This is a genomic window from Aeromonas sp. 603079 (assembly GCF_049172135.1).
GTDB lineage: Bacteria > Pseudomonadota > Gammaproteobacteria > Enterobacterales > Aeromonadaceae > Aeromonas > Aeromonas veronii.
Genome location: NZ_JAAKPX010000017.1, coordinates 1 through 19507 on the forward strand (window position 1 = coordinate 1; position 19507 = coordinate 19507).

At 59.5% G+C, this 19507-nt stretch carries 17 protein-coding genes and 1 other RNA gene; 11 read left to right on the top strand and 7 right to left on the bottom strand.

The window, feature by feature from the left end; all coding sequences use genetic code 11:
* Window positions 1-116 precede the first annotated feature (116 nt).
* Window positions 117-298, bottom strand: a non-coding RNA gene (gene ssrS / locus G5287_RS13675) — 6S RNA.
* Between the two features lie 16 nt (window positions 299-314).
* Window positions 315-647, bottom strand: coding sequence for a cell division protein ZapA (gene zapA / locus G5287_RS13680; RefSeq protein WP_167558254.1), 333 nt, complete (start codon window positions 645-647; stop codon window positions 315-317).
* Window positions 648-820: 173 nt separating this feature from the next.
* Between zapA and G5287_RS13685 the strand changes: the two genes are divergently transcribed.
* The 3 genes from G5287_RS13685 to G5287_RS13695 all read left to right on the top strand — a co-directional run bounded on the left by G5287_RS13685 (window position 821) and on the right by G5287_RS13695 (window position 4196).
* Window positions 821-1390, top strand: coding sequence for a UPF0149 family protein (locus tag G5287_RS13685; protein ID WP_005346580.1), 570 nt, complete (start codon window positions 821-823; stop codon window positions 1388-1390).
* 177 nt (window positions 1391-1567) lie between these two features.
* A complete protein-coding gene (gene ubiH / locus G5287_RS13690; protein WP_421231443.1) occupies window positions 1568-2791 on the top strand; it encodes a 2-octaprenyl-6-methoxyphenyl hydroxylase in 1224 nt (407 codons plus the stop codon).
* 136 nt (window positions 2792-2927) lie between these two features.
* On the top strand, window positions 2928-4196 hold the full coding sequence (locus G5287_RS13695) for an FAD-dependent 2-octaprenylphenol hydroxylase (RefSeq protein ID WP_227343070.1): 1269 nt from the start codon (window positions 2928-2930) through the stop codon (window positions 4194-4196).
* 212 nt (window positions 4197-4408) lie between these two features.
* Here G5287_RS13695 and G5287_RS13700 read toward each other — a convergent pair whose 3' ends face one another.
* Window positions 4409-4636 carry a hypothetical protein gene (locus tag G5287_RS13700; RefSeq protein ID WP_041915404.1) on the bottom strand — a complete coding sequence of 76 codons (228 nt, stop codon included), beginning with the start codon at window positions 4634-4636 and terminating at the stop codon, window positions 4409-4411.
* Between G5287_RS13700 and gcvT the strand changes: the two genes are divergently transcribed.
* From gcvT to gcvP, 3 genes are all read left to right on the top strand, one after another.
* Window positions 4613-5710 carry a glycine cleavage system aminomethyltransferase GcvT gene (gcvT, locus tag G5287_RS13705; protein WP_075115155.1) on the top strand — a complete coding sequence of 366 codons (1098 nt, stop codon included), beginning with the start codon at window positions 4613-4615 and terminating at the stop codon, window positions 5708-5710. The two genes, G5287_RS13700 and gcvT, sit on opposite strands and share 24 nt — an antisense overlap.
* Before the next feature lie 84 nt (window positions 5711-5794).
* A complete protein-coding gene (gene gcvH, locus G5287_RS13710; RefSeq protein WP_005333898.1) occupies window positions 5795-6184 on the top strand; it encodes a glycine cleavage system protein GcvH in 390 nt (129 codons plus the stop codon).
* Between the two features lie 298 nt (window positions 6185-6482).
* Window positions 6483-9359, top strand: coding sequence for an aminomethyl-transferring glycine dehydrogenase (gcvP, locus tag G5287_RS13715; RefSeq protein ID WP_227340766.1), 2877 nt, complete (start codon window positions 6483-6485; stop codon window positions 9357-9359).
* 91 nt (window positions 9360-9450) lie between these two features.
* On the opposite strand, the gene G5287_RS13720 is transcribed toward gcvP, so the two are convergent.
* Window positions 9451-11004 carry a methyl-accepting chemotaxis protein gene (locus G5287_RS13720; RefSeq protein ID WP_227340765.1) on the bottom strand — a complete coding sequence of 518 codons (1554 nt, stop codon included), beginning with the start codon at window positions 11002-11004 and terminating at the stop codon, window positions 9451-9453.
* 204 nt (window positions 11005-11208) lie between these two features.
* Between G5287_RS13720 and G5287_RS13725 the strand changes: the two genes are divergently transcribed.
* On the top strand, window positions 11209-11562 hold the full coding sequence (locus G5287_RS13725) for an HAD family hydrolase (protein WP_227340764.1): 354 nt from the start codon (window positions 11209-11211) through the stop codon (window positions 11560-11562).
* Between the two features lie 32 nt (window positions 11563-11594).
* Complete coding sequence (locus G5287_RS13730) at window positions 11595-11882, top strand: HAD family hydrolase (RefSeq protein WP_421231444.1); 288 nt, start codon at window positions 11595-11597, stop codon at window positions 11880-11882.
* Window positions 11883-12009: 127 nt separating this feature from the next.
* Here the strand turns inward: G5287_RS13730 and G5287_RS13735 are convergent, their stop codons facing one another.
* On the bottom strand, window positions 12010-13080 hold the full coding sequence (locus tag G5287_RS13735) for a permease (RefSeq protein WP_421231445.1): 1071 nt from the start codon (window positions 13078-13080) through the stop codon (window positions 12010-12012).
* Between the two features lie 106 nt (window positions 13081-13186).
* Between G5287_RS13735 and G5287_RS13740 the strand changes: the two genes are divergently transcribed.
* Window positions 13187-13501, top strand: a complete 315-nt coding sequence (locus G5287_RS13740) for an ArsR/SmtB family transcription factor (RefSeq protein ID WP_179902034.1) — start codon at window positions 13187-13189, stop codon at window positions 13499-13501.
* Window positions 13502-13601: 100 nt separating this feature from the next.
* On the opposite strand, the gene G5287_RS13745 is transcribed toward G5287_RS13740, so the two are convergent.
* Window positions 13602-14984 carry an amino acid permease gene (locus G5287_RS13745; RefSeq protein WP_421231446.1) on the bottom strand — a complete coding sequence of 461 codons (1383 nt, stop codon included), beginning with the start codon at window positions 14982-14984 and terminating at the stop codon, window positions 13602-13604.
* Window positions 14985-15370: 386 nt separating this feature from the next.
* On the opposite strand from G5287_RS13745, the gene G5287_RS13750 reads away from it, so the two are divergent.
* Window positions 15371-15667, top strand: a complete 297-nt coding sequence (locus G5287_RS13750) for a hypothetical protein (RefSeq protein ID WP_266133859.1) — start codon at window positions 15371-15373, stop codon at window positions 15665-15667.
* A gap of 239 nt (window positions 15668-15906) precedes the next feature.
* Here the strand turns inward: G5287_RS13750 and ppsR are convergent, their stop codons facing one another.
* Window positions 15907-16719 carry a posphoenolpyruvate synthetase regulatory kinase/phosphorylase PpsR gene (gene ppsR, locus G5287_RS13755; RefSeq protein ID WP_005333888.1) on the bottom strand — a complete coding sequence of 271 codons (813 nt, stop codon included), beginning with the start codon at window positions 16717-16719 and terminating at the stop codon, window positions 15907-15909.
* 347 nt (window positions 16720-17066) lie between these two features.
* Between ppsR and ppsA the strand changes: the two genes are divergently transcribed.
* Window positions 17067-19439, top strand: coding sequence for a phosphoenolpyruvate synthase (gene ppsA / locus G5287_RS13760; protein ID WP_227340759.1), 2373 nt, complete (start codon window positions 17067-17069; stop codon window positions 19437-19439).
* The last annotated feature ends 68 nt before the right edge of the window (window positions 19440-19507 follow it).

Sequence of the window (19507 nt, forward strand, 5' to 3'; positions counted from 1 at the left end):
GGAAAAGGCGTAAATATCAAAGTGTGTTTGTATGAGGCCCTGGGGCGCCCCATGCAACACGTAATTGGGACATAGCCAAGAAAAAGCCCGTCACGTTGGTGACGGGCTTTTACTGTTGGTACCCCGAGATGCCGTTGCCGGTTTGGGCCCTTGAACCGTCGGTTCAAGGCGGGGATCGGATCTGACCGCAGGCTTCTCGGTCGTGCCGAGCATGCGCAATAGCCAGAAGGCAGATCCCCTGTTTGGTATGAATATCGGCTCGGGGACTTGAACCGGCTGACAAACATCCCAGGGAATTTTAAAACGGTTTGCGATTAGGGCTGTTGCCCCTCTTCGCTGGCATCACCATATTGTCCGTGCTCGATCAGGGCCGCTTCGATGGTGCGCTGCAGCATCTTGATCCGCTTGTCCATGGTCTCAGAGTATTGGTGGTTCTTCTCTTTTTCAAGGCAGAGCTCATGACAGAAATTGAGCGCCGCCATGATAGCCAATTGCTCGTTGCTGGAGACTTTGGAGCGTTGACGCAGGTCGATCAACTTGTCGGTCAGCTGCTCGGCGGCCTGGCGCAGGGCATCCTGCTGTCCCAAGGGACAGGATACCTTGTAGGGACGTCCCAAAATGACGATTTCTACGGCCTCTGTGCTCATGCCTTCCTCAATACGGCGGAGCTGATTTCCGCCTTTATCCACGTGGACAACTGGGCGGGACTATATAGCGCAGATGCATAAGTTTCAAGGCCTTGCTGGCTCTGCAAGAGGGAGAATGCTAGGATCCTGACCATTAATTCTGCAAATTTGACTGAACTTTGAGCGGATCCTCGATGAGCAAAACGAACCCCCTTAAATATGCGGCAGTGGCCGACATCATGGAACAACATGAGCTGATGGCCAGCGCAGTAGAGGCCCATGGTGTGATCTGCGGTCTGGTGTGCGGCGGTGTGGCACTGGACGACAAGAGTTGGGTGCCCCATTTCAACGATCTGGTGAACGACGGTTTCGGCCTGCCGGCCCCGGTGCGCCAGGTGATGACCGATCTTTATCACAATGTGGTCGAGAGCTTGATGGCCCAGAAGGGCGTCGAGCTGCTGCTGCCAAGTGATGATGCTCCCCTCGACGAGCGCATCGATTCGCTGGTGGACTGGTCACAGGCGTTTCTGGCCGGTTTCGGCGTGGTGCAGCAGGAGTTGTCGCGCGCGTCGGAAGAGTTGCAGGAGATGATCCAGGATATCGCCAGCATCACTCAGGTCTCTGCCGAGTTCGATCAGGAAGATGACGAGAACGAAGCCTCCTTCCTGGTGCTCTACGAACACGTCAAACTGGGGGTCATGATGGCCTTCGAAGAGTTTGGCAAGCGCCCCGATACCCCGAGCGCGCCGCCGACCCTGCATTGAGGTGCGGGTCAACGCGACCCTTACTGAATCTGCAAGAGCGCCTGATGGCGCTCTTTTTTATTCCCTTGTGGTGGCTAACCCTGTGAGGCGCAACCGGTTTTTTGCCGGTGACCTCGCATTCGGCCAGCGGCTTTGTGATAGCATGAGGCAACCTTTTTCACTTCTTCCTCTCTGCTTATGTCTCAATCTGATGTGCGACAGGTCGATGTCACCCTGGTCGGCGGTGGAATGAGCGGTGCCTTGCTGGCCCTCTCGCTGGCAGCCCTGCTTCGATCCGATGGCTCCCCCCTCGAGATCCTGCTGCTGGAGGCAAGCGTCCCCGAACAGCACACCCATTCAGGGTTCGACGCCCGCGCCATTGCGCTCTCGGCCGGTACCTGTGATGCGCTGTTGCGACGCGGACTCTGGCCGCTATTTGCCCCCCATTGCGCTCCCATTACCCAGATTCATGTCTCGGATCGGGGCCACTTCGGTCAGGCTCGCCTGTCGGCCGCTGAATACGGTCTGCCCGCGCTGGGCCAGGTGATCGAGCTGGCAGCTGCCGGTCATGAGCTGCAACGGGCGATGGCGGCCTCTCCCAATATCCGGGTCTGCTGTCCGGCTCGGGTGAGTGAGATTGCGCCCGATGAGGAGAAGGTGACCCTCACCCTCGAGAGCGGTGAACAGATTGAGACCCGCCTGCTGGTGGCGGCAGACGGCGGCAACTCCTTTGTGCGTCAGCACTTCAAGTTGCCGGTGACCCGCCACGACTTTGAGCAGCACGCCATCATCGCCACGGTCAAAACGGCGCAAGACCCTGAGGGACGCGCCTTCGAGCGTTTTACCGAAGGGGGGCCGCTGGCCCTGTTGCCGATGCAGGATGGGCTCTCCTCGCTGGTATGGAGCGTCGGGCAGCATGAGGTGGATGAGCTGATGGCCCTCGATGAGGAGGCGTTTCTTGCCCGTCTGCAGCAGGCCTTTGGCTGGCGGCTCGGTCGCTTCGAGCGATGTGGCGTGCGTAATGTCTATCCGCTCATTCTGACCGCCTGCGACTACCCGCTGGCCCAGCGCACCGTGCTGGTCGGTAATGCCGCCCACGCGCTGCACCCGATTGCCGGACAGGGCTTCAACCTCGGGATGCGGGATCTGGACCTGCTTACCGGCGCCGTAGCCAAGACGTTGGCAGAGGGGGAGGATATCGGTAGCTTCAAGGTGCTGAGCGGCTACTGGCAGCAGCGTCAGCGCGATCAGGCGCAGACTGTCTGGCTCACCTCCTCGCTGGCCCAGCTCTTCTCCAATGGTCACGACCCGCTGGTGGCGGGGCGCAATCTGGCGCTCACCCTAATGTGGCGATTCCCGTGCCTCAAGGCGCCGCTTGCCTCGCGCACCCTGGGCTTTGTCGCCGATGTGTGCGGCAACTAGCCAGCACTTGTTGAGTGGAACCTGTTGACCGGAAGATGGTGACCGCCATTCGTTGATCAAAACCTATTGAATAAAGAGGTGATGCCTGCGGGCGTCCCCTCGCTGGCCAGCCGGTCAGCCCTGAAAGGATGAGATGATGCAGATGCAAAATGTGGATGTGGTGATTGTCGGTGGCGGCATGGTAGGGCTTGGGCTCGCTGCGGCCTTGAAACATAGCGCCCTCAAGGTGCTGGTGGTGGAGGGACAACTGCCCGATCCGCAGCTGGGGGAGGTGGCCGATAATCGGGTCAGTGCCCTGAGTCTGGCCAGCCAGCAGATCCTGCGCCATGTCGGCGCCTGGGACGGCATTGAAGCGCGCCGCCTGCAGACCTACGACAAGATGGCGGTGTGGGAGCAGGACAGTTTCGGCCATATCGACTTCGATGCCGCCAGCCTGCGTCAGGCCAACCTCGGCCACATCGTCGAGAATCGGGTGATCCAGCTGGCGCTGCTTGAGGCGATTGAAGGTGCCAGCAATATCCAGCTGCTGACCCCCGCCAGAGCCAAGAGCCTGCAGAGCGGCCCGGCGGGCGCCTTGCTGCTCCTTGAAGATGGTCAGGCCATCTCTGCCAAACTGGTAGTTGCCGCCGATGGCGCCCACTCCTGGGTACGCCGTCAGGCTGATATCCCGCTCACCAGTTGGGATTATGGCCACCACGCCCTGGTGGCGACGGTGCGCTGCGCCGAACCCCATGAAGCGGTTGCTCGCCAGATCTTCACCCCGGATGGCCCGCTCGCCTTTTTGCCGCTGTGGAAGGAGAACCTCTGCTCCATCGTCTGGTCGCTGCCTGCGGCTCGTGCCGAGGTGCTCTGCGCCTGTGACGACGAGCAGTTCAACCGCCAGCTCACCACCGCCTTCGATGCCCGGCTCGGTCTGTGCAAGGTGGAGGGGCCGCGCAGCGCGATTCCTCTTACCGCCCGCTATGCCCGCGATTTTGCTCGCGAGCGGTTGGTGCTGGTGGGAGATGCTGCCCACACCATCCACCCGCTGGCGGGGCAGGGGGTCAACCTTGGCCTGCTGGATGCTGCCGCGCTGGCGGAGCAGATCTTGCAAAATCATGCCGCGGGCGAGGATATCGGCCTGCTCGCCAACCTGCGCAGTTACGAGCGCTGGCGCAAGAGCGAGGCGGCTCGCATGCTGGCGGCGATGGAAGGGCTCAAGCGGTTGTTCAGCGGGGCCAACCCGCTCAAGAAGCTGGTGCGGGGCGTGGGATTGCGCGCGGCCAATCTGCTGACGCCCTTCAAGGAGGGGGTGATCCGCGCTGCCATGGGGCTGGAGGGAGAGTTGCCCGCATTGGCCCGTCCTGACTGGGCTGTTGCTGCGACCAAGGGCAGTGCCATGCAGGCCAAGGGTGAAAAAAACTAATATTACTCGCCGTTTTTGACAACAAAAGTAATCCGACAAGGCTGATGACCCGTTTTGGGTGTCAGCCTTTAATTTTGCTCTGGAGCGAAACGTTTTTCTGCAAATTGTGACGAAACGGTAAAAATCAAAATTTAATCTCGCATGAGTCGGCTTATGGCTGTTTTTATCACTGCATTTATCTTAGTGTCTGGAGTCAGTTTTACGGGAGGGGATTAGTTTTTTTTGAGCGGCACGCTCGCCTGCTTGTCATATAATCCGCTCCGTTCAAGGAATCCCTCTTGCCTGGCAAGGGCAGGAGCGAGCACACACTTTTGGATCCGGTCGCTTTTTGTTGCACGCAGTGCAGTCAGAGCGGTGGCGCGGGTCGCAAGGGTGGTCGCCAAAGCGAAAAGGCTTTTTGCTAAGGAAAGAATGCGATGATCCAGACTACTGTACTGCATCCCAAACACCTGGAAGCCGGCGCCAAGATGGTGGACTTCCACGGTTGGGAAATGCCCATCAACTACGGCTCCCAGCTGGAAGAGCACCACGCGGTGCGCAGCGATGCCGGTATGTTCGATGTCTCCCACATGACCATCGTCGATTTGACCGGCGAACGGGTCAAAGCCTTTCTGCAACACCTGCTGGCCAACGACGTGGCCAAACTCACTGTCCCCGGCAAGGCCCTCTACAGCGGCATGCTCAATCCGGAAGGCGGCGTGATCGATGACCTCATCACCTATTACCTGACCGATACCTTCTACCGGCTGGTGGTCAACTCCGCTACCCGCGAGAAGGATCTGGCCTGGATCCGCCATCACGCCATCGATTTCGATATCACAGTAACCGAGCGTCCTGAGCTGGCGATGATTGCGGTGCAGGGCCCCAACGCCAAGGTCAAGGCTGCTGCTGTGCTGAGCGCCGCTCAGCGTACCGCCGTGGTGGGGATGAAACCCTTCTTCGGCGTGCAGGCTGGCGATCTCTTTATCGCCACTACCGGCTACACCGGCGAAGATGGTTATGAAATCGTGGTGCCGCAAGAGAAAGCCTGCGAGCTGTGGCAAGCGCTGCTGGATAACGGCGTGGCCCCGTGTGGTCTCGGTGCTCGCGATACCCTGCGCCTCGAGGCGGGGATGAACCTCTACGGTCAGGATATGGACGAGTCAATCTCTCCACTCGCCGCCAACATGGCCTGGACCATCGCCTGGGAGCCGAGCGATCGCAACTTCATCGGCCGCGACGTGCTGGAAGCGCAGAAAGCGGCGGGCAATCAGCCCAAGCTGGTGGGTCTGGTGATGGAAGAGAAAGGGGTGCTGCGTGCCGGCATGCCGGTTACCTTCACCGCGGCAAACGGTGAGAAGCGGGAAGGTGTGATCACCTCCGGCTCTTTCTCCCCCACCCTGGGCTACAGTATTGCCCTGGCGCGGGTGCCCCGCGATATCGGTGAGCTGGCCGAGGTGGAGATCCGCAAGAAGCTGGTCACCGTGAAGGTCACCAAGCCCGCTTTCGTCCGTAACGGCCAGAAGCTGGTTTAATACCGTTTTGGGGGAGGGCAGTGCCTCCCCCATCCCTTTTCATATTCGTTTTTAAACGCGACTCAAAGATCAAAGGAAGCACAAATGAGCCATATCCCGAGCGAACTGAAATATGCCACTTCCCACGAGTGGATCCGTGTTGAAGCCAACGGCGAGGCCGTGGTCGGTATCACCGAGCACGCCCAGGAGCTGCTGGGTGACATGGTGTTTGTCGAGCTGCCGGAAGTGGGCAAGCAGGTCAGTGCCGGTGACGACTGCGCCGTGGCCGAGTCGGTCAAGGCGGCCTCCGATATCTACAGCCCGGTGAGCGGCGAGATCATCGCCGTCAACGAAGAGCTGGAAGGGAGCCCCGAGCTGGTCAACTCCGACCCCTACAGCGCTGGCTGGCTGTTCCGCATCAAGCTCGATGACGAGAGCGAGCTGGCCAACCTGCTGGATGCCGAAGGCTACCAGAACGTGGTGGACGAAGAGTAATGCCCCCGGGCCCTGCCAACACAGCAGGGCCCCTTTGTATGACCGCCAGCCGGGCAAGCACCGGCCGGTGGAAGGGTGAAGTCGTCCGCGCCTGCCGTTTGCCAGCCTAGGAGCCTAGGGGTAAACAGGCCGGTTCGCAACTAGGCGATCCCCTCTCGATGCTGCCGCAGCATCCGGTGCCGCCCCCTGTCTGCGGGACCCAGAACATGAGTGGAGTCGGTATCAACCGACGATCAGGAACATCAGGTCTTGGTTATCAGGATGTCATGCCAGGACTTATTTATCAGGAAATAGGGAAATGACCCAGTCACTGTTTGAACTCGAGCAAAAAACCGATTTCATCCGCCGTCACATCGGGCCGGGTGAGGAAGATCTGCGCGCCCTGCTGGCCGTGGTGGGCGCCGAGAGCCTGGATGATCTGATTGAGCAGACTGTCCCCGCCGCCATTCGCCGGCCGGGTCCGCTCGGCATTGGCGCCTCCATGACCGAGGTGGAAGCGCTGGCCAAGCTCAAGGGCTATGCGGCTCAGAACAAGGTCGCCAAGAGCTACATCGGCATGGGCTATCACGATACCCACGTGCCCCACGTCATCTTGCGCAACGTGCTGGAAAACCCGGGCTGGTATACCGCCTACACCCCGTACCAGCCCGAGCTGGCGCAGGGCCGTCTCGAAGCCCTACTCAACTTCCAGCAGCTGACCCTGGACTTGACCGGCATGGATCTGGCCAGTGCCTCCCTGCTGGATGAGGCAACCGCCGCCGCCGAGGCGATGGCGCTGGCCAAGCGGATGGCCAAGTCCAAAGCCAACCTCTTCTTCGTGGCCGACGACGTGCACCCGCAGGTGATCGACGTGGTCAAGGAGCGAGCGGTTCACTTCGGTTTTGACGTGGCCGTCGGCCCGGCCGCACAGGCCTGCGCCGAAGAGGTGTTCGGCGCCCTGTTCCAGTACCCCACCACCACGGGTGAAGTGAAAGACTTGCGGGCCCTGATTGCTGCCGTACAAGCCCAGAAAGGGCTGGCCTGTGTCAGCGCCGACCTGCTCTCCCTGCTGCTGCTCAAATCCCCGGGCGAGCTGGGTGCCGACGTGGTGCTGGGCTCGGCCCAGCGCTTCGGCGTACCCATGGGCTACGGTGGCCCGCACGCCGCCTTCTTCGCCACTCGCGATGCCTACAAGCGCTCCATGCCGGGCCGCATCATCGGTGTCTCCAAGGATGCCCGCGGCAAGGCCGCGCTGCGCATGGCGATGCAGACCCGTGAGCAGCATATCCGCCGCGAGAAGGCCAACTCCAACATCTGTACCGCTCAGGTGCTGCTGGCCAACATGGCGAGCTTCTACGCCGTCTACCACGGCCCGGTGGGACTGAAAACCATCGCCTCCCGCGTGCACCGTCTGACCACCATTCTGGCGCTCGGCCTCAAGGCCAAGGGCGTGTCCCTCAAGCATGCCAGTTGGTTCGATACCCTGACCGTGCAGACTGCCGACAAGGCTGCGTTGATCGCCAAGGCCGAGGGGCTCGGCATCAACCTGCGTGCGGATCTGGACGGCGCGGTGGGCGTGTCCCTCTCTGAAACCACCACCCGTGGCGATGTGGCCGAGCTGTTTGAACTGTTCCTGGGCACAGGCCACGGCCTGGACATCGAGGCCCTCGACCAGGCGGCCCAGGCCCATCACGCCATCCCGCAGGATCTGCTGCGCACCGACGCCGTGCTGACCCACGAGGTGTTCAACAAGTACCACTCCGAGACCGAGATGCTGCGCTACATCCACCGTCTCGAAGCCAAGGATCTGGCCCTCAACTACGCCATGATCTCCCTGGGCTCCTGCACCATGAAGCTCAACGCCACCGCCGAGATGATCCCGGTGACCTGGCCCGAGTTTGGCAAGCTGCACCCGTTCGCCCCGCTGGCCCAGGCCAAAGGCTATCAGCTGCTGCTGGCCGACCTTGAAAACTGGCTGGTGAAGGTGACCGGTTACGATGCGGTCTGCATGCAGCCCAACTCCGGTGCCCAGGGCGAATACGCCGGCCTGCTCGCCATCAAGAAGTACCACGAGTCCCGCGGCGAGGGGCATCGCGACATCTGCCTCATTCCGGCGTCCGCGCACGGTACCAACCCGGCCTCCGCCCAGATGGCGGGCCTGCGGGTCATCGTCACCGCCTGTGACAAGTCGGGCAACGTGGATCTGGACGACTTGCGCGCCAAGGCCGCCGAGGCGGGTGATCAGCTCTCCTGTCTGATGGTGACCTACCCCTCCACCCACGGGGTGTACGAGGAGACCATCAAGGAGGTGTGCGACATCGTTCACCAGCACGGTGGTCAGGTCTATCTGGACGGCGCCAACATGAACGCCCAGGTGGGCCTCACTGCTCCGGGCTTTATCGGGGCGGACGTATCCCACCTCAACCTGCACAAGACCTTCGCCATTCCTCACGGCGGTGGCGGCCCGGGCATGGGCCCCATCGGCGTGAAGAAACACCTGGCGCCGTTCGTGGCCGGTCACGCCGTGGTCAAGACCGACAAGGAGAGCCGCAACAACGGCGCCGTGTCGGCGGCACCGTTCGGCTCGGCCAGCATCCTGCCCATCAGCTGGATGTACATCGCCATGCTGGGGGACGAGGGGCTGAAGAAATCCACTCAGGTGGCCATCCTCAACGCCAACTACCTGGCCAAGAAGCTGGGTGAATCCTTCCCCGTGCTCTACTCCGGGCGCAACGGTCGGGTGGCTCACGAGTGCATCCTGGATATCCGCCCGCTCAAAGAAGCCTCTGGCATCAGCGAGATGGACGTGGCCAAGCGGTTGATGGACTACGGCTTCCACGCGCCGACCATGAGCTTCCCGGTAGCGGGTACCCTGATGGTCGAGCCGACCGAGTCAGAGTCCAAGCGCGAGCTGGACCGTTTCGTCGAGGCGATGACTTCCATCCGCGCCGAGATTGCCAAGGTGCAGGACGGGCAGTGGAGTCTCACCGACAACCCGCTGGTCCATGCCCCGCACACCCAGGATGACGTGATGGACGCTGAGTGGTCCCGTGGCTACAGCCGCGCCGAGGCGGTGTTCCCGTCGGAGGCCGTGCGCGCCGCCAAGCTTTGGCCGTCGGTCAACCGTATCGACGACGTCTACGGCGATCGCAACCTGTTCTGCTCCTGCATTCCGACCGAGGATTACGCCAAGTAAGTAGCGTCCAGGAGCAACAGTTAAGCCGTATAAACAACAGGGCCACCCAGACGGGTGGCCCTTCGTTTACATGGACTTTATCTGCATGCTGCTATCCGAATGTCCGGCTTAGGTCCTTGAGCTGGCTCGCTTTGCTCTGCAAGTTGGCACTGGTTTTACTGACCTGATCGATTTTGAGGCTGTTATCGTGAGAAAGTGAGGATATCTGATTGATATTACGACAGATCTCCTCGATCACCGCTTGCTGCTGGGTCGCTGCAGCGGAAACTTGATTGGAAAAATCAGAGACCTTGTCTATTTCGATCACGACCTGATTCAGGTTGCCGGTGCTTGCCCGAGTGGTTGCGAGGCAATCATTGGTTCTGGTCACATTGAGATGCATCATCTCTTTCCATCCCCCGAGGGTTTGCTGGATATGACCAATGCTGCTCTGGATCTGCTCTGTTGCTCTATGGGTTCTGGTCGACAGGCTGCGTACCTCGTCAGCCACCACTGCAAAGCCGCGTCCCTGATCGCCCGCCCGCGCTGCTTCAATGGAGGCATTGAGTGCCAGCAGGTTGGTTTGATCCGCAATCCCGCGAATTTCACTCATGATGCTGCCGATCCGTTCGGACTCGCTCGCCAGCTCGACGGCTGACTGGAAGGCCTGCTCTGCCTGGGTAGCCAGTGCCGACATCTCTTCTCCCGCATCGGAAAGCTGATTGCTGGTGGTGATGCAATGGTTGCGCGCCTCTTCGATCTGCTGGTTGCTGTCCTGAATATTGCGGCTGATCTCTTCGGCAGCTGATGCCATCTGGGTAACTGCGGTGGCGACTTGCTGAATTTGCATATCCTGTGAGGAGATATCCCTGCTGGCCAGTGCGGCCGAACCACTCAAATTGTTGGCCATGGCATTGAGCGAGAGTGTGGTGTCATCGACTCTTCCCAGCACGGTACGGATTCTGGCTTGCCAGAGCTTGATATGGAAATCGGCAATGCTGTGGGGGGCATCCCCCGAGAAGATCAGGCGGCTGATGCTGTCGTAGTCCTGCTCAAGCTGTTGCAAGAATCGCGGTGTGAGGAAGAGCGCATTACGGTTGAACCAGAGGGTGGCCAATAGGGGAATGATGATCCAGAGCGCCTGCAGTGGTGTGAGCAGCCAGAGCGCGCTGATCACGCTGAGCAGCAGCAGGGGTATGGTCATGATGGCCGGAGTGAGCAGGCGCTGCCCCATGTGAATGGCGGAGCCGGTTTCGCGTGCCTTAAGGGTTTTGTACATCTTGTTGGCACGCGCTTTGTGCTCTACGGAGGGTCGGCAACGAACGGATTGGTAACCCACCATCTTGCCATCTTCATAGATCGGGGTGACATAGGCATCAACCCAGTAATAGCTACCATCCTTGCAGCGGTTTTTGACTATGCCCCGCCACGGCTTGCCCGCTTTTAGATGGGCCCAGAGATCGGCGAATGCCGCCTTGGGCATGTCTGGGTGGCGTACCAGGTTGTGATGTTGTCCCAGCATCTCTTCAAGGCTATAGCCTGCCACCTGACAAAACGCCGGATTGGCGTAGGTGATGTCCCCTTTGAGATCGGTGGTCGATACCAACTGGACGTTGTCGGTAAATTCAACTTCGGTATCTCTAGTGTGAGGTGTGTTGGTTACCATGATCAGGCTCCGGTTTTACCATAACGGAATACATCGTCTGAGTATGGCAGAGGCTGCTCATTTTATTGTGTTGTTGCTCATTAACTGTTCTGCGCCTAGCAGGGGCATCTACACATCTTCCATCGCAACGGTTTGGCGGGGGACGCAAGCCAAGTAACATCGCATGACTTATAGCCACGCAGCGATACAGGTAAGGCAATTAAGTTGGGGGCGATTTTATGGAATTATGACGGCACCCTGGTCAATTCGGTGCCGCAGAATATCGATATCGCCAAGCAGATCCTGGCTGAAGTCGCCCCCCATCTGACCGGCGATCAGTTACCTCGTTATCTGCGCAGCGAAGCGGAGTATCACCATGCCAATCACGCCGCCAAGAACTGGCAGGATCTCTATAGGGATTACTACGGTTTGTCGCGGGACGAGATGGTGCTGGCTGGCAGTCTGTGGGCCAAGCATCAGGAGATGAACCGGACCGAGGTGCGGTTTTTTGCGGGGCTGGAGGCGGTGATTGACCATTTCTCTGCCATTTCCCATGGCATTTGTTCGAAAAACGCCTAAAAAACCTTCTCCGGGTGCTTGAACTGCATGGCGTGAACAGCCGGTTCAAGGCTGTGGTCGGCTATGATGACGTGCCCGGAGTGCAGCAAAAACCTCATCCTTTCGGTGACCTCAAATGTCTGGAGTCTATCTTCGGCCCAGCCTGGTGCGAGTCGCTGATCTATATCGGTGACCATGAAGCGGATGTGCAGTTTGCCCGTCATTTGCAAGGGGCGCTTGGCGAGCAGAGCCGCGCGACCCCGGAGCGCTGGGAACACCAACCCGACCATATCGTCCGTGACGTCGAGGGTCTGCTCCCCATCGTCGGGCAATATCTGTAACGCCGGTTGCAGATTGTCATACAGAACATGCAAAACGCCGATCTGTTGATCGGCGTTTTGTCTATGTGAAGCCTGATGGTTTCACACTCAGCTGGCTTAACACTCTGCCTGCTTAAAAATGGGTGGTTTAAAACAGCAGTTGCGTCAGGTAGCCCATCAGGATCGCCATGCCGAGGATCACGGTAAGGAAGGACGCAATCATCGGGGTTCTGAACATGGATTTGAGCAGGATCACCTCGGTCAGGCTGGCGCCGGCACTGCCGATGATCAGCGCCATGACGGCGCCCATCCCCATCCCTTTGCCCAGCAGTACCGACGCCAGCGGGATCACGGCCTCGGCACGGATGTAGAGCGGGATCCCGACGATGGCGCTGAAGGGGATGGCCAGCGGGTTGTCGGCGCCAGCATGGGCGGCGATCCACTCGGCTGGAATAAAACCGTAAATAAACGAGCCGATAAGCACTCCCAGCAGCAGGAAGGGTAATACCGCATTGAACTGCTGCCAGGCATCAATGCGAGCTTTGACCAAGGCGGTGGGGAGCTGTGGTGCTCTGGTCAGGGCTGCCGTGCCATCGCCGCAGCAGGAGAGGGTGGACTGTTCTGCTATCTCTGGTTGCGGTGTCGGGCAGCACGCTGCCCCGTTGAGGGGTTTGATTGCGCGAATGGCACTGCGTTGGTTGTCACTGCAATGTGCTTGAGTGGTGGCGCGGGTCGCCGGGCCACAGCCGCTACCGCAAGAGGGGGTGGCCTCTTTGGGGTCGATGACATGGCGCTCGAACCCCAATCTGTCGAGCAGCATACTCGCCATGACGGAGACGCTGGCGGCGATCACGGCGTAGAGCAGGGTCACTTTCCAGCCAAAGGTGGCCCACATCAAGCCGACGATGATGGGGTTCAGCAGTGGCGAGATAAACAGGAAGGTGAGAGTGGGGCCAAAGCCAGCCTTGGCCGAGAGCAGCCCTCTCAGCATGGGGATGGTGGAGCAGCTGCAAAAGGGGGTGACGGCACCGAGCAGGGCCGAGAGCAGATAGCCCTTGCCATGTCTCGCCCCCAGCATCCGCTGGATCTTCCCGTCGGGGATCTTCTGACGGATCAGGCTGACCCCGGCGCTAATGACCAGAAACAGCACCGACAGCTCGACAGCCAGAAACAGGAACATCTGGGCTGCATCGGTCAGCATGGTTAACCACTCATTCATTGTCGTACCCTCACTTGGTTTCTATATTTCCAAAATAATCGAAATAAATGGTCGGTCAAGATATTTCTGGTATTATCGAAATATCAAATTCGTGGAGGGCGCAGAGATGCAACTGGAAGAGGTCGCCAAGGCATTGAAAGAGCTGGGTCATCCGACCCGGCTGTTTATCTTCAAGCATCTGGTCAAGGCGGGAGAGCAGGGGCTGCCGGTGGGTGAGCTGCAAAAGCAGCTGGTGATCCCCGCTTCCACCCTCAGCCACCATATCGCGGCGCTGGTCTCGGTGGGGCTGGTGAAGCAAAACCGGGAGAGTCGCACCCTGCTTTGCGTCTCTCAATACGCGGTGCTGGAGGAGATCATCGCCTTTTTCCGCGATGAGTGTTGCGTCAACAGCCCAGAGCATCGGCAAGATCTGCCTTCCTGAGGGCTACGGCTGCTAGTCGTGCTGTCAGTTGCGCTGTGCGCAATAAAAAAACGCCGATCATGCGATCGGCGTTTTGCATTGTTTTTCTCAGCTGCGGGCATTAACCCAGATTGGCTGCAACCTTGCTTTGTGCCTGTCCCTTGCGCTTGATGACAAAGCCAATACCCAGTACCACCAGCCAGGCGGGGATCAGTTCGACCGAGATGCGAAAATCCGGGGTCATATACATGATCACCAGAATACCGGCCATGAACGCGAGGCAGAGATAGTTGCCGAAGGGGTACCAGAACGCCTTGAACTTGGGCTGGACACCCTCTGCGACCTTGGCCTTGCGGAAATTGAGGTGCGCGAGGCTGATCATCGCCCAGTTGATCACCAGTGCGGAGACCACCAGCGCCATCAGCAGGCCGAACGCCTTGCCCGGCATCAGGTAGTTGATCAGCACGCAGAGCAGGGTGGCGATGGCCGAGACCGAGAGGGCAACCAGTGGCACGCCGCTCTTGTTGGTCTTGAGCAGGGCTTTCGGGCCGTTGCCCTGCTTGGCCAGACCGAACAGCATCCGGCTGTTGCAGTAGACGCAGCTGTTGTAGACCGACAGTGCCGCCGTCAGTACCACGATGTTGAGTACGGTGGCGACCAGATTGCTGTCCAGAGCGTGGAAAATCATCACGAACGGGCTGCCGCCTTCCACCACTTTACCCCACGGATAGAGGGACATCAGGATAGCCAGGGCGCCGATGTAGAAGATGAGGATGCGGTAGATCACCTGATTGGTGGCCTTGGGAATGCTCTTCTCGGGGTTGTCCGCTTCGGCGGCGGTAATACCCACCAGCTCCAGACCGCCGAAGGAGAACATGATCACCGCCATCGCCATCACCAGACCGCTGATGCCGTTGGGGAAGAAGCCCCCTTGTGCCCACAGGTTGGTGACGCTTGCCTCGGGTCCGCCGGCACCGGAGAGGAGCAGATAGCCACCAAAGCCAATCATGCCGATGATGGCGACCACCTTGATGATGGCGAACCAGAACTCCATCTCGCCAAACGCTTTGACGTTGGAGAGGTTGATGGCGTTGATCAGCACGAAGAAGAAGGCTGCCGACATCCAGGTCGGGATCTCGGGCCACCAGTACTGGACATAGATGCCCACTGCGGTCAGCTCGGCCATGCTCACCAGCACGTAGAGCACCCAGTAGTTCCAGCCGGACGCAAAACCGGCAAACTCGCCCCAGTATTTGTAGGCAAAGTGGCTGAAGGAGCCAGCTACCGGCTCTTCAACCACCATTTCACCGAGCTGGCGCATGATCAGGAAGGCGATAAAGCCGCCGATGGCATACCCCAGCAGGACTGAGGGGCCTGCCATCTTGATGGTTTGGGCAATGCCCAGAAAGAGGCCGGTGCCGATGGCACCGCCCAAAGCAATCAACTGAATGTGGCGGTTTTTAAGGCCGCGCTTCAGATCCTCACCGTCTTGTTTCAAATCCATGGGTCTGTCCTTACGTCTCTGTTGTCTCTGGTCGGTGTTGGGCTCATCCTGAGCAGGCCGCAGTGCGTAGCCAAAACCTGACGAAAGCTGTATTTATTTCGTTACGACATGCCATTTTCAATTTTTAGTGTTGGCTGGCAACCGAAGCAGAATAGTGATAGTCCGCCATGAATGCACCTGTTTTCCATCTCTAATGGCCGTGTTTTGTACCAAAGGCAGCTTTTTCATGATCTGAAGAGGCTTCTTGGCAGTTTCTGGTTGATGTTTGCGCAATCGAATTCTGTTTTATTGACATTTTGTATTGTTGGTGTGCTTTTGTGGTGCCAGGCCACAAATGGATGCAAATGATGCCAAACAAGCGAGAGTACAGGGAAGAGTGCAGGGAGTTGGAGTACAGAGAGCGCGAAAGCGTGCTGCAACAAGGGGTTGCCCAGGGTGTACTGGTGGCGCTCTGGTTAGGGATTGCCGCCAGTCCGCTGTTGTTGCTGGTGGCCGCGATTATGTTGCTGGGTTGGCTGTTACTCGGTGATCAGGAGTTGCTGCACTACTGGCAGTCGCTGTTGCTGGTGGGTGGGGTAACGGGGGCGCTCGTTGGCGGCTGGCTGGCGGAGCGGGTTCGCCTGCGCCACGGTTTGCTGGCCTTCTATGCCCGGTTGATGAACAACCCTGAGCTCAATCGTTAGTTAACGCTGGGTGTTTGCCGAGCGCAGCAGAACGGAATCGAATAGCGGCTAACTGGCAGCAGGTGACAAGGGCACAACGCCAAGGTCGACAAGAAGAGGGATAAGCATTTGTGGTGCTTATCCCTTTTTTATCCACGCTTTTCACTGTCATCTATGTGAATTGCAGTTCGCCACAGCTGACTTTCGCCGCGACACTGTAATTTTTATCTTTTGTTGATGCCGATAGCTGTCAAGCTGGCTTAACAGAGCTGGCGGCGCAGACCGGTTGCCTCGAGGACCTTGGCGCTGATCTCCTCCACCGAGTGGGAGCTGGTATCGAGGAAGCGGATCGCCTCCTGGCGAAACAGTCGCTCCACGCAGGCCAGCTCCTGCTCGCACTGTTCGATGGAGGAGTAGCGGCTGTTGGCACGGCGCTGGTTACGGATCTCGTGCAGCCGCTGCGGCGCTATAGTGAGGCCAAACAGCTTGTGACGGTTGGCCTTGAGGGGGGCGGGCAGCTCCAGCATGCCCATGTCCTGCTCGATAAAGGGGTAGTTGGCGGCACGAATGCCGAACTGCAGCGCCAGATAGAGGCTGGTGGGGGTCTTGCCGCAGCGGGAGACCCCGATCAGGATGATGTCCGCCTCATCGTACTCCCTGGTGGTGATGCCATCGTCGTTGGCAAGTGCGAAGTTGACCGCCTCGATGCGATCGTCATAGAGCTTGCGGTTCTCCATGCCGTGGGTGCGGTGGAGGCGGGGCTCGGCTTTGACCCCCAGCTCCTGCTCCAGCGGGCTGACGAAGGTATTGAGAAAGTCGTGGCCGCACGCCTCCGATTTCAGTACCTCTTCCCGTACCAGCGGGTCGACGATGGTGTGAAACAGAATGGGGCGTACCCCGGTCTGGCGAAACTGCTCGTCGATCCGCATCCGTACCTGACGGGCTTTCTCCAGTGTCTCCACAAAGGGGATAGTGATCTGCTCGAAGGCCAGCGGAAACTGGCTCAGTACCGCGTGGCCGAACACTTCGGCGGTGATGGCGGTGCCGTCTGAAACATAAAATACGGTGTGCACGTAGGGCTCCTGTGATACCGCGGGTGGGGTCGCATGGGGTAAGGGGTGAGAAGTATCTCCCGAAACCATACCAGTTTTGTCAACCGGTCTGCTGTGCCCAAGTTGTGAAGTGGCTTGCAAACCTGAATCGTTATCTTTTTGTGTCGCCATTGTAGAATGTTCCGGTCATTCGACCATCCCCAACTCTTGCTCGGGGATTTTTTTGAAAATCAGTGGAAAACGTTTTCATGGTCGTTGGCAACAAAAGAAACAGACAATAACGCACCTGACTTACCCATAACCTCATCGATTAAATCGGGCGCACGAGGTGCTATGGCACCGGTGCCCACCAACCTGGAGACATCCAAGTGCAACAGTACGTGCTCTGGTACGAACAACTCGGAATGCAGGACGTAGAACGAGTTGGCGGCAAGAACGCATCCCTTGGCGAGATGATCAGCAACCTCTCTGGCGCCGGTGTATCCGTGCCGGGGGGCTTTGCCACCACCGCCTTTGCGTTTAACGAGTTTCTGGAGTCAAGCGGCCTCAACGGCAAGATCCACCATCTGCTCGACAATCTCGACGTGGACGATATCGCCGCCCTCAACCGGGCCGGTCAGCAGATCCGCGATTGGGTGATCGAAGCCCCGTTCCAGCCCGAGCTGGAGCAGGCTATCCGGGTTGCCTATGAAAAGTTGAGTGCCGGTGTCGAGGCCTCGTTTGCGGTGCGCTCCTCCGCCACCGCCGAGGATATGCCGGACGCCTCCTTTGCCGGTCAGCAGGAGACCTTCCTCAACGTACGTGGCATCGATGCCGTCATGACGGCGGTCAAGCATGTGTTTGCTTCCCTGTTCAACGATCGCGCCATCTCCTATCGGGTGCATCAGGGCTACGACCACAAGGGTGTTGCCCTCTCGGCAGGGGTGCAGCGGATGGTGCGCTCGGATCTCGCCGCCTCCGGCGTCATGTTTACTCTGGATACCGAGTCCGGCTTCAACGACGTGGTCTTTATCACCGGCGCCCATGGTCTTGGCGAGATGGTGGTGCAGGGGGCGGTCAACCCGGATGAATTCTATGTGCACAAGCCGACTCTCAAGGGGGGCCGCCCGGCGGTGGTGCGCAAGACCCTCGGCTCCAAGCTTATCAAGATGACCTACTCTGACGATGCCGGTCACGGCCGTCAGGTGAAGATTGTCGACACCAATGAGGCCGAGCGCAGCCGCTTCTGCATCAGCGATGAGGAGGTGATGGCGCTGGCGAAACAGGCCCTTATCATCGAGCAGCACTATGGCCGCCCGATGGACATCGAGTGGGCCAAGGATGGGCAGGATGGCCAGCTCTACATCGTGCAGGCACGCCCGGAAACCGTGCGCAGCCGCCAGGAGGCCAACACCCTCGAGCGTTTTGCCCTCAAGCAAGCGGGCAAGGTGCTGATCGAGGGGCGGGCCATCGGTCACAAGATTGGCGCGGGCCCGGCGCGGGTCATCTCCTCCATCAGTCAGATGGACGAAGTACAGCCCGGCGACGTGCTGGTCACCGACATGACCGACCCGGACTGGGAGCCCATCATGAAGCGGGCCTCCGCCATCGTCACCAACCGGGGCGGCCGTACCTGTCACGCCGCCATCATCGCCCGCGAGCTGGGCATTCCGGCGGTAGTAGGCTGTGGCAATGCCACCGATAGCATCGAGGCTGGCCAGCTTATCACCGTCTCCTGCGCGGAAGGGGATACCGGTTTTATCTATGACGGCGAGCTGGACTTCGATGTGGCGGTGACCGAGGTGGGCAATATGCCGCGCCTGCCCATCAAGATCATGATGAACGTCGGCAACCCGGACCGCGCTTTCGACTTTGCCCAGTTGCCCAACGCCGGGGTGGGGCTGGCACGCCTTGAATTCATCATCAACCGGATGATCGGGGTGCACCCCAAGGCACTGCTGGAGTTTGACCAGCAAACCCCAGAGCTCAAGGCCACCATCGGCAAGATGATCGCCGGTTACGACAGCCCGCGTGAGTTCTACGTGGCCAAGTTGACCGAGGGGATCGCCACTCTGGGCGCTGCGTTCTGGCCGGAGCGGGTGATCGTGCGGATGTCGGACTTCAAGTCCAACGAGTACGCCAATCTGGTGGGCGGTCGTGGCTACGAGCCCCACGAGGAGAACCCGATGATCGGTTTTCGTGGCGCATCCCGCTACATCGCCGATAGCTTCCGCCCCTGCTTTGCCCTCGAGTGCGAGGCGATCAAGCGGGTGCGCGATGTGATGGGGTTGACCAACGTCGAGGTGATGATCCCCTTCGTGCGCACCGTGGGCGAGGCGGAGCAGGTGATCGACATCCTGGCCGAGAACGGTCTGCGCCGCGGCGAGCGGGGGCTCAAGGTGATCATGATGTGCGAGATCCCGAGCAATGCCCTCTTGGCAAACAAGTTCCTCGAGCACGTGGATGGCTTCTCCATCGGCTCCAATGACATGACCCAGCTCACCCTTGGGCTGGATCGGGACTCGGGGCTGATTGCCCACCTGTTCGACGAGCGCAACGAGGCGGTCAAGGCACTGCTGTCGATGGCGATTCAGGCCGCGCGCAAGGCGGGCAAGTACGTGGGGATCTGCGGTCAGGGGCCATCCGATCACCCTGACTTTGCCGCCTGGCTGGTGGAGCAGGGGATTGACTCGGTGTCGCTCAACCCCGATACAGTGGTCGATACCTGGCTCTATCTGGCGGAGCAGCATGGCGCCAAGTAAGTCACTATCGACATGAGTGATTAGAAAGGGGGGCCTAATGGCCCCCTTTTGATCGCTATTATCTTATG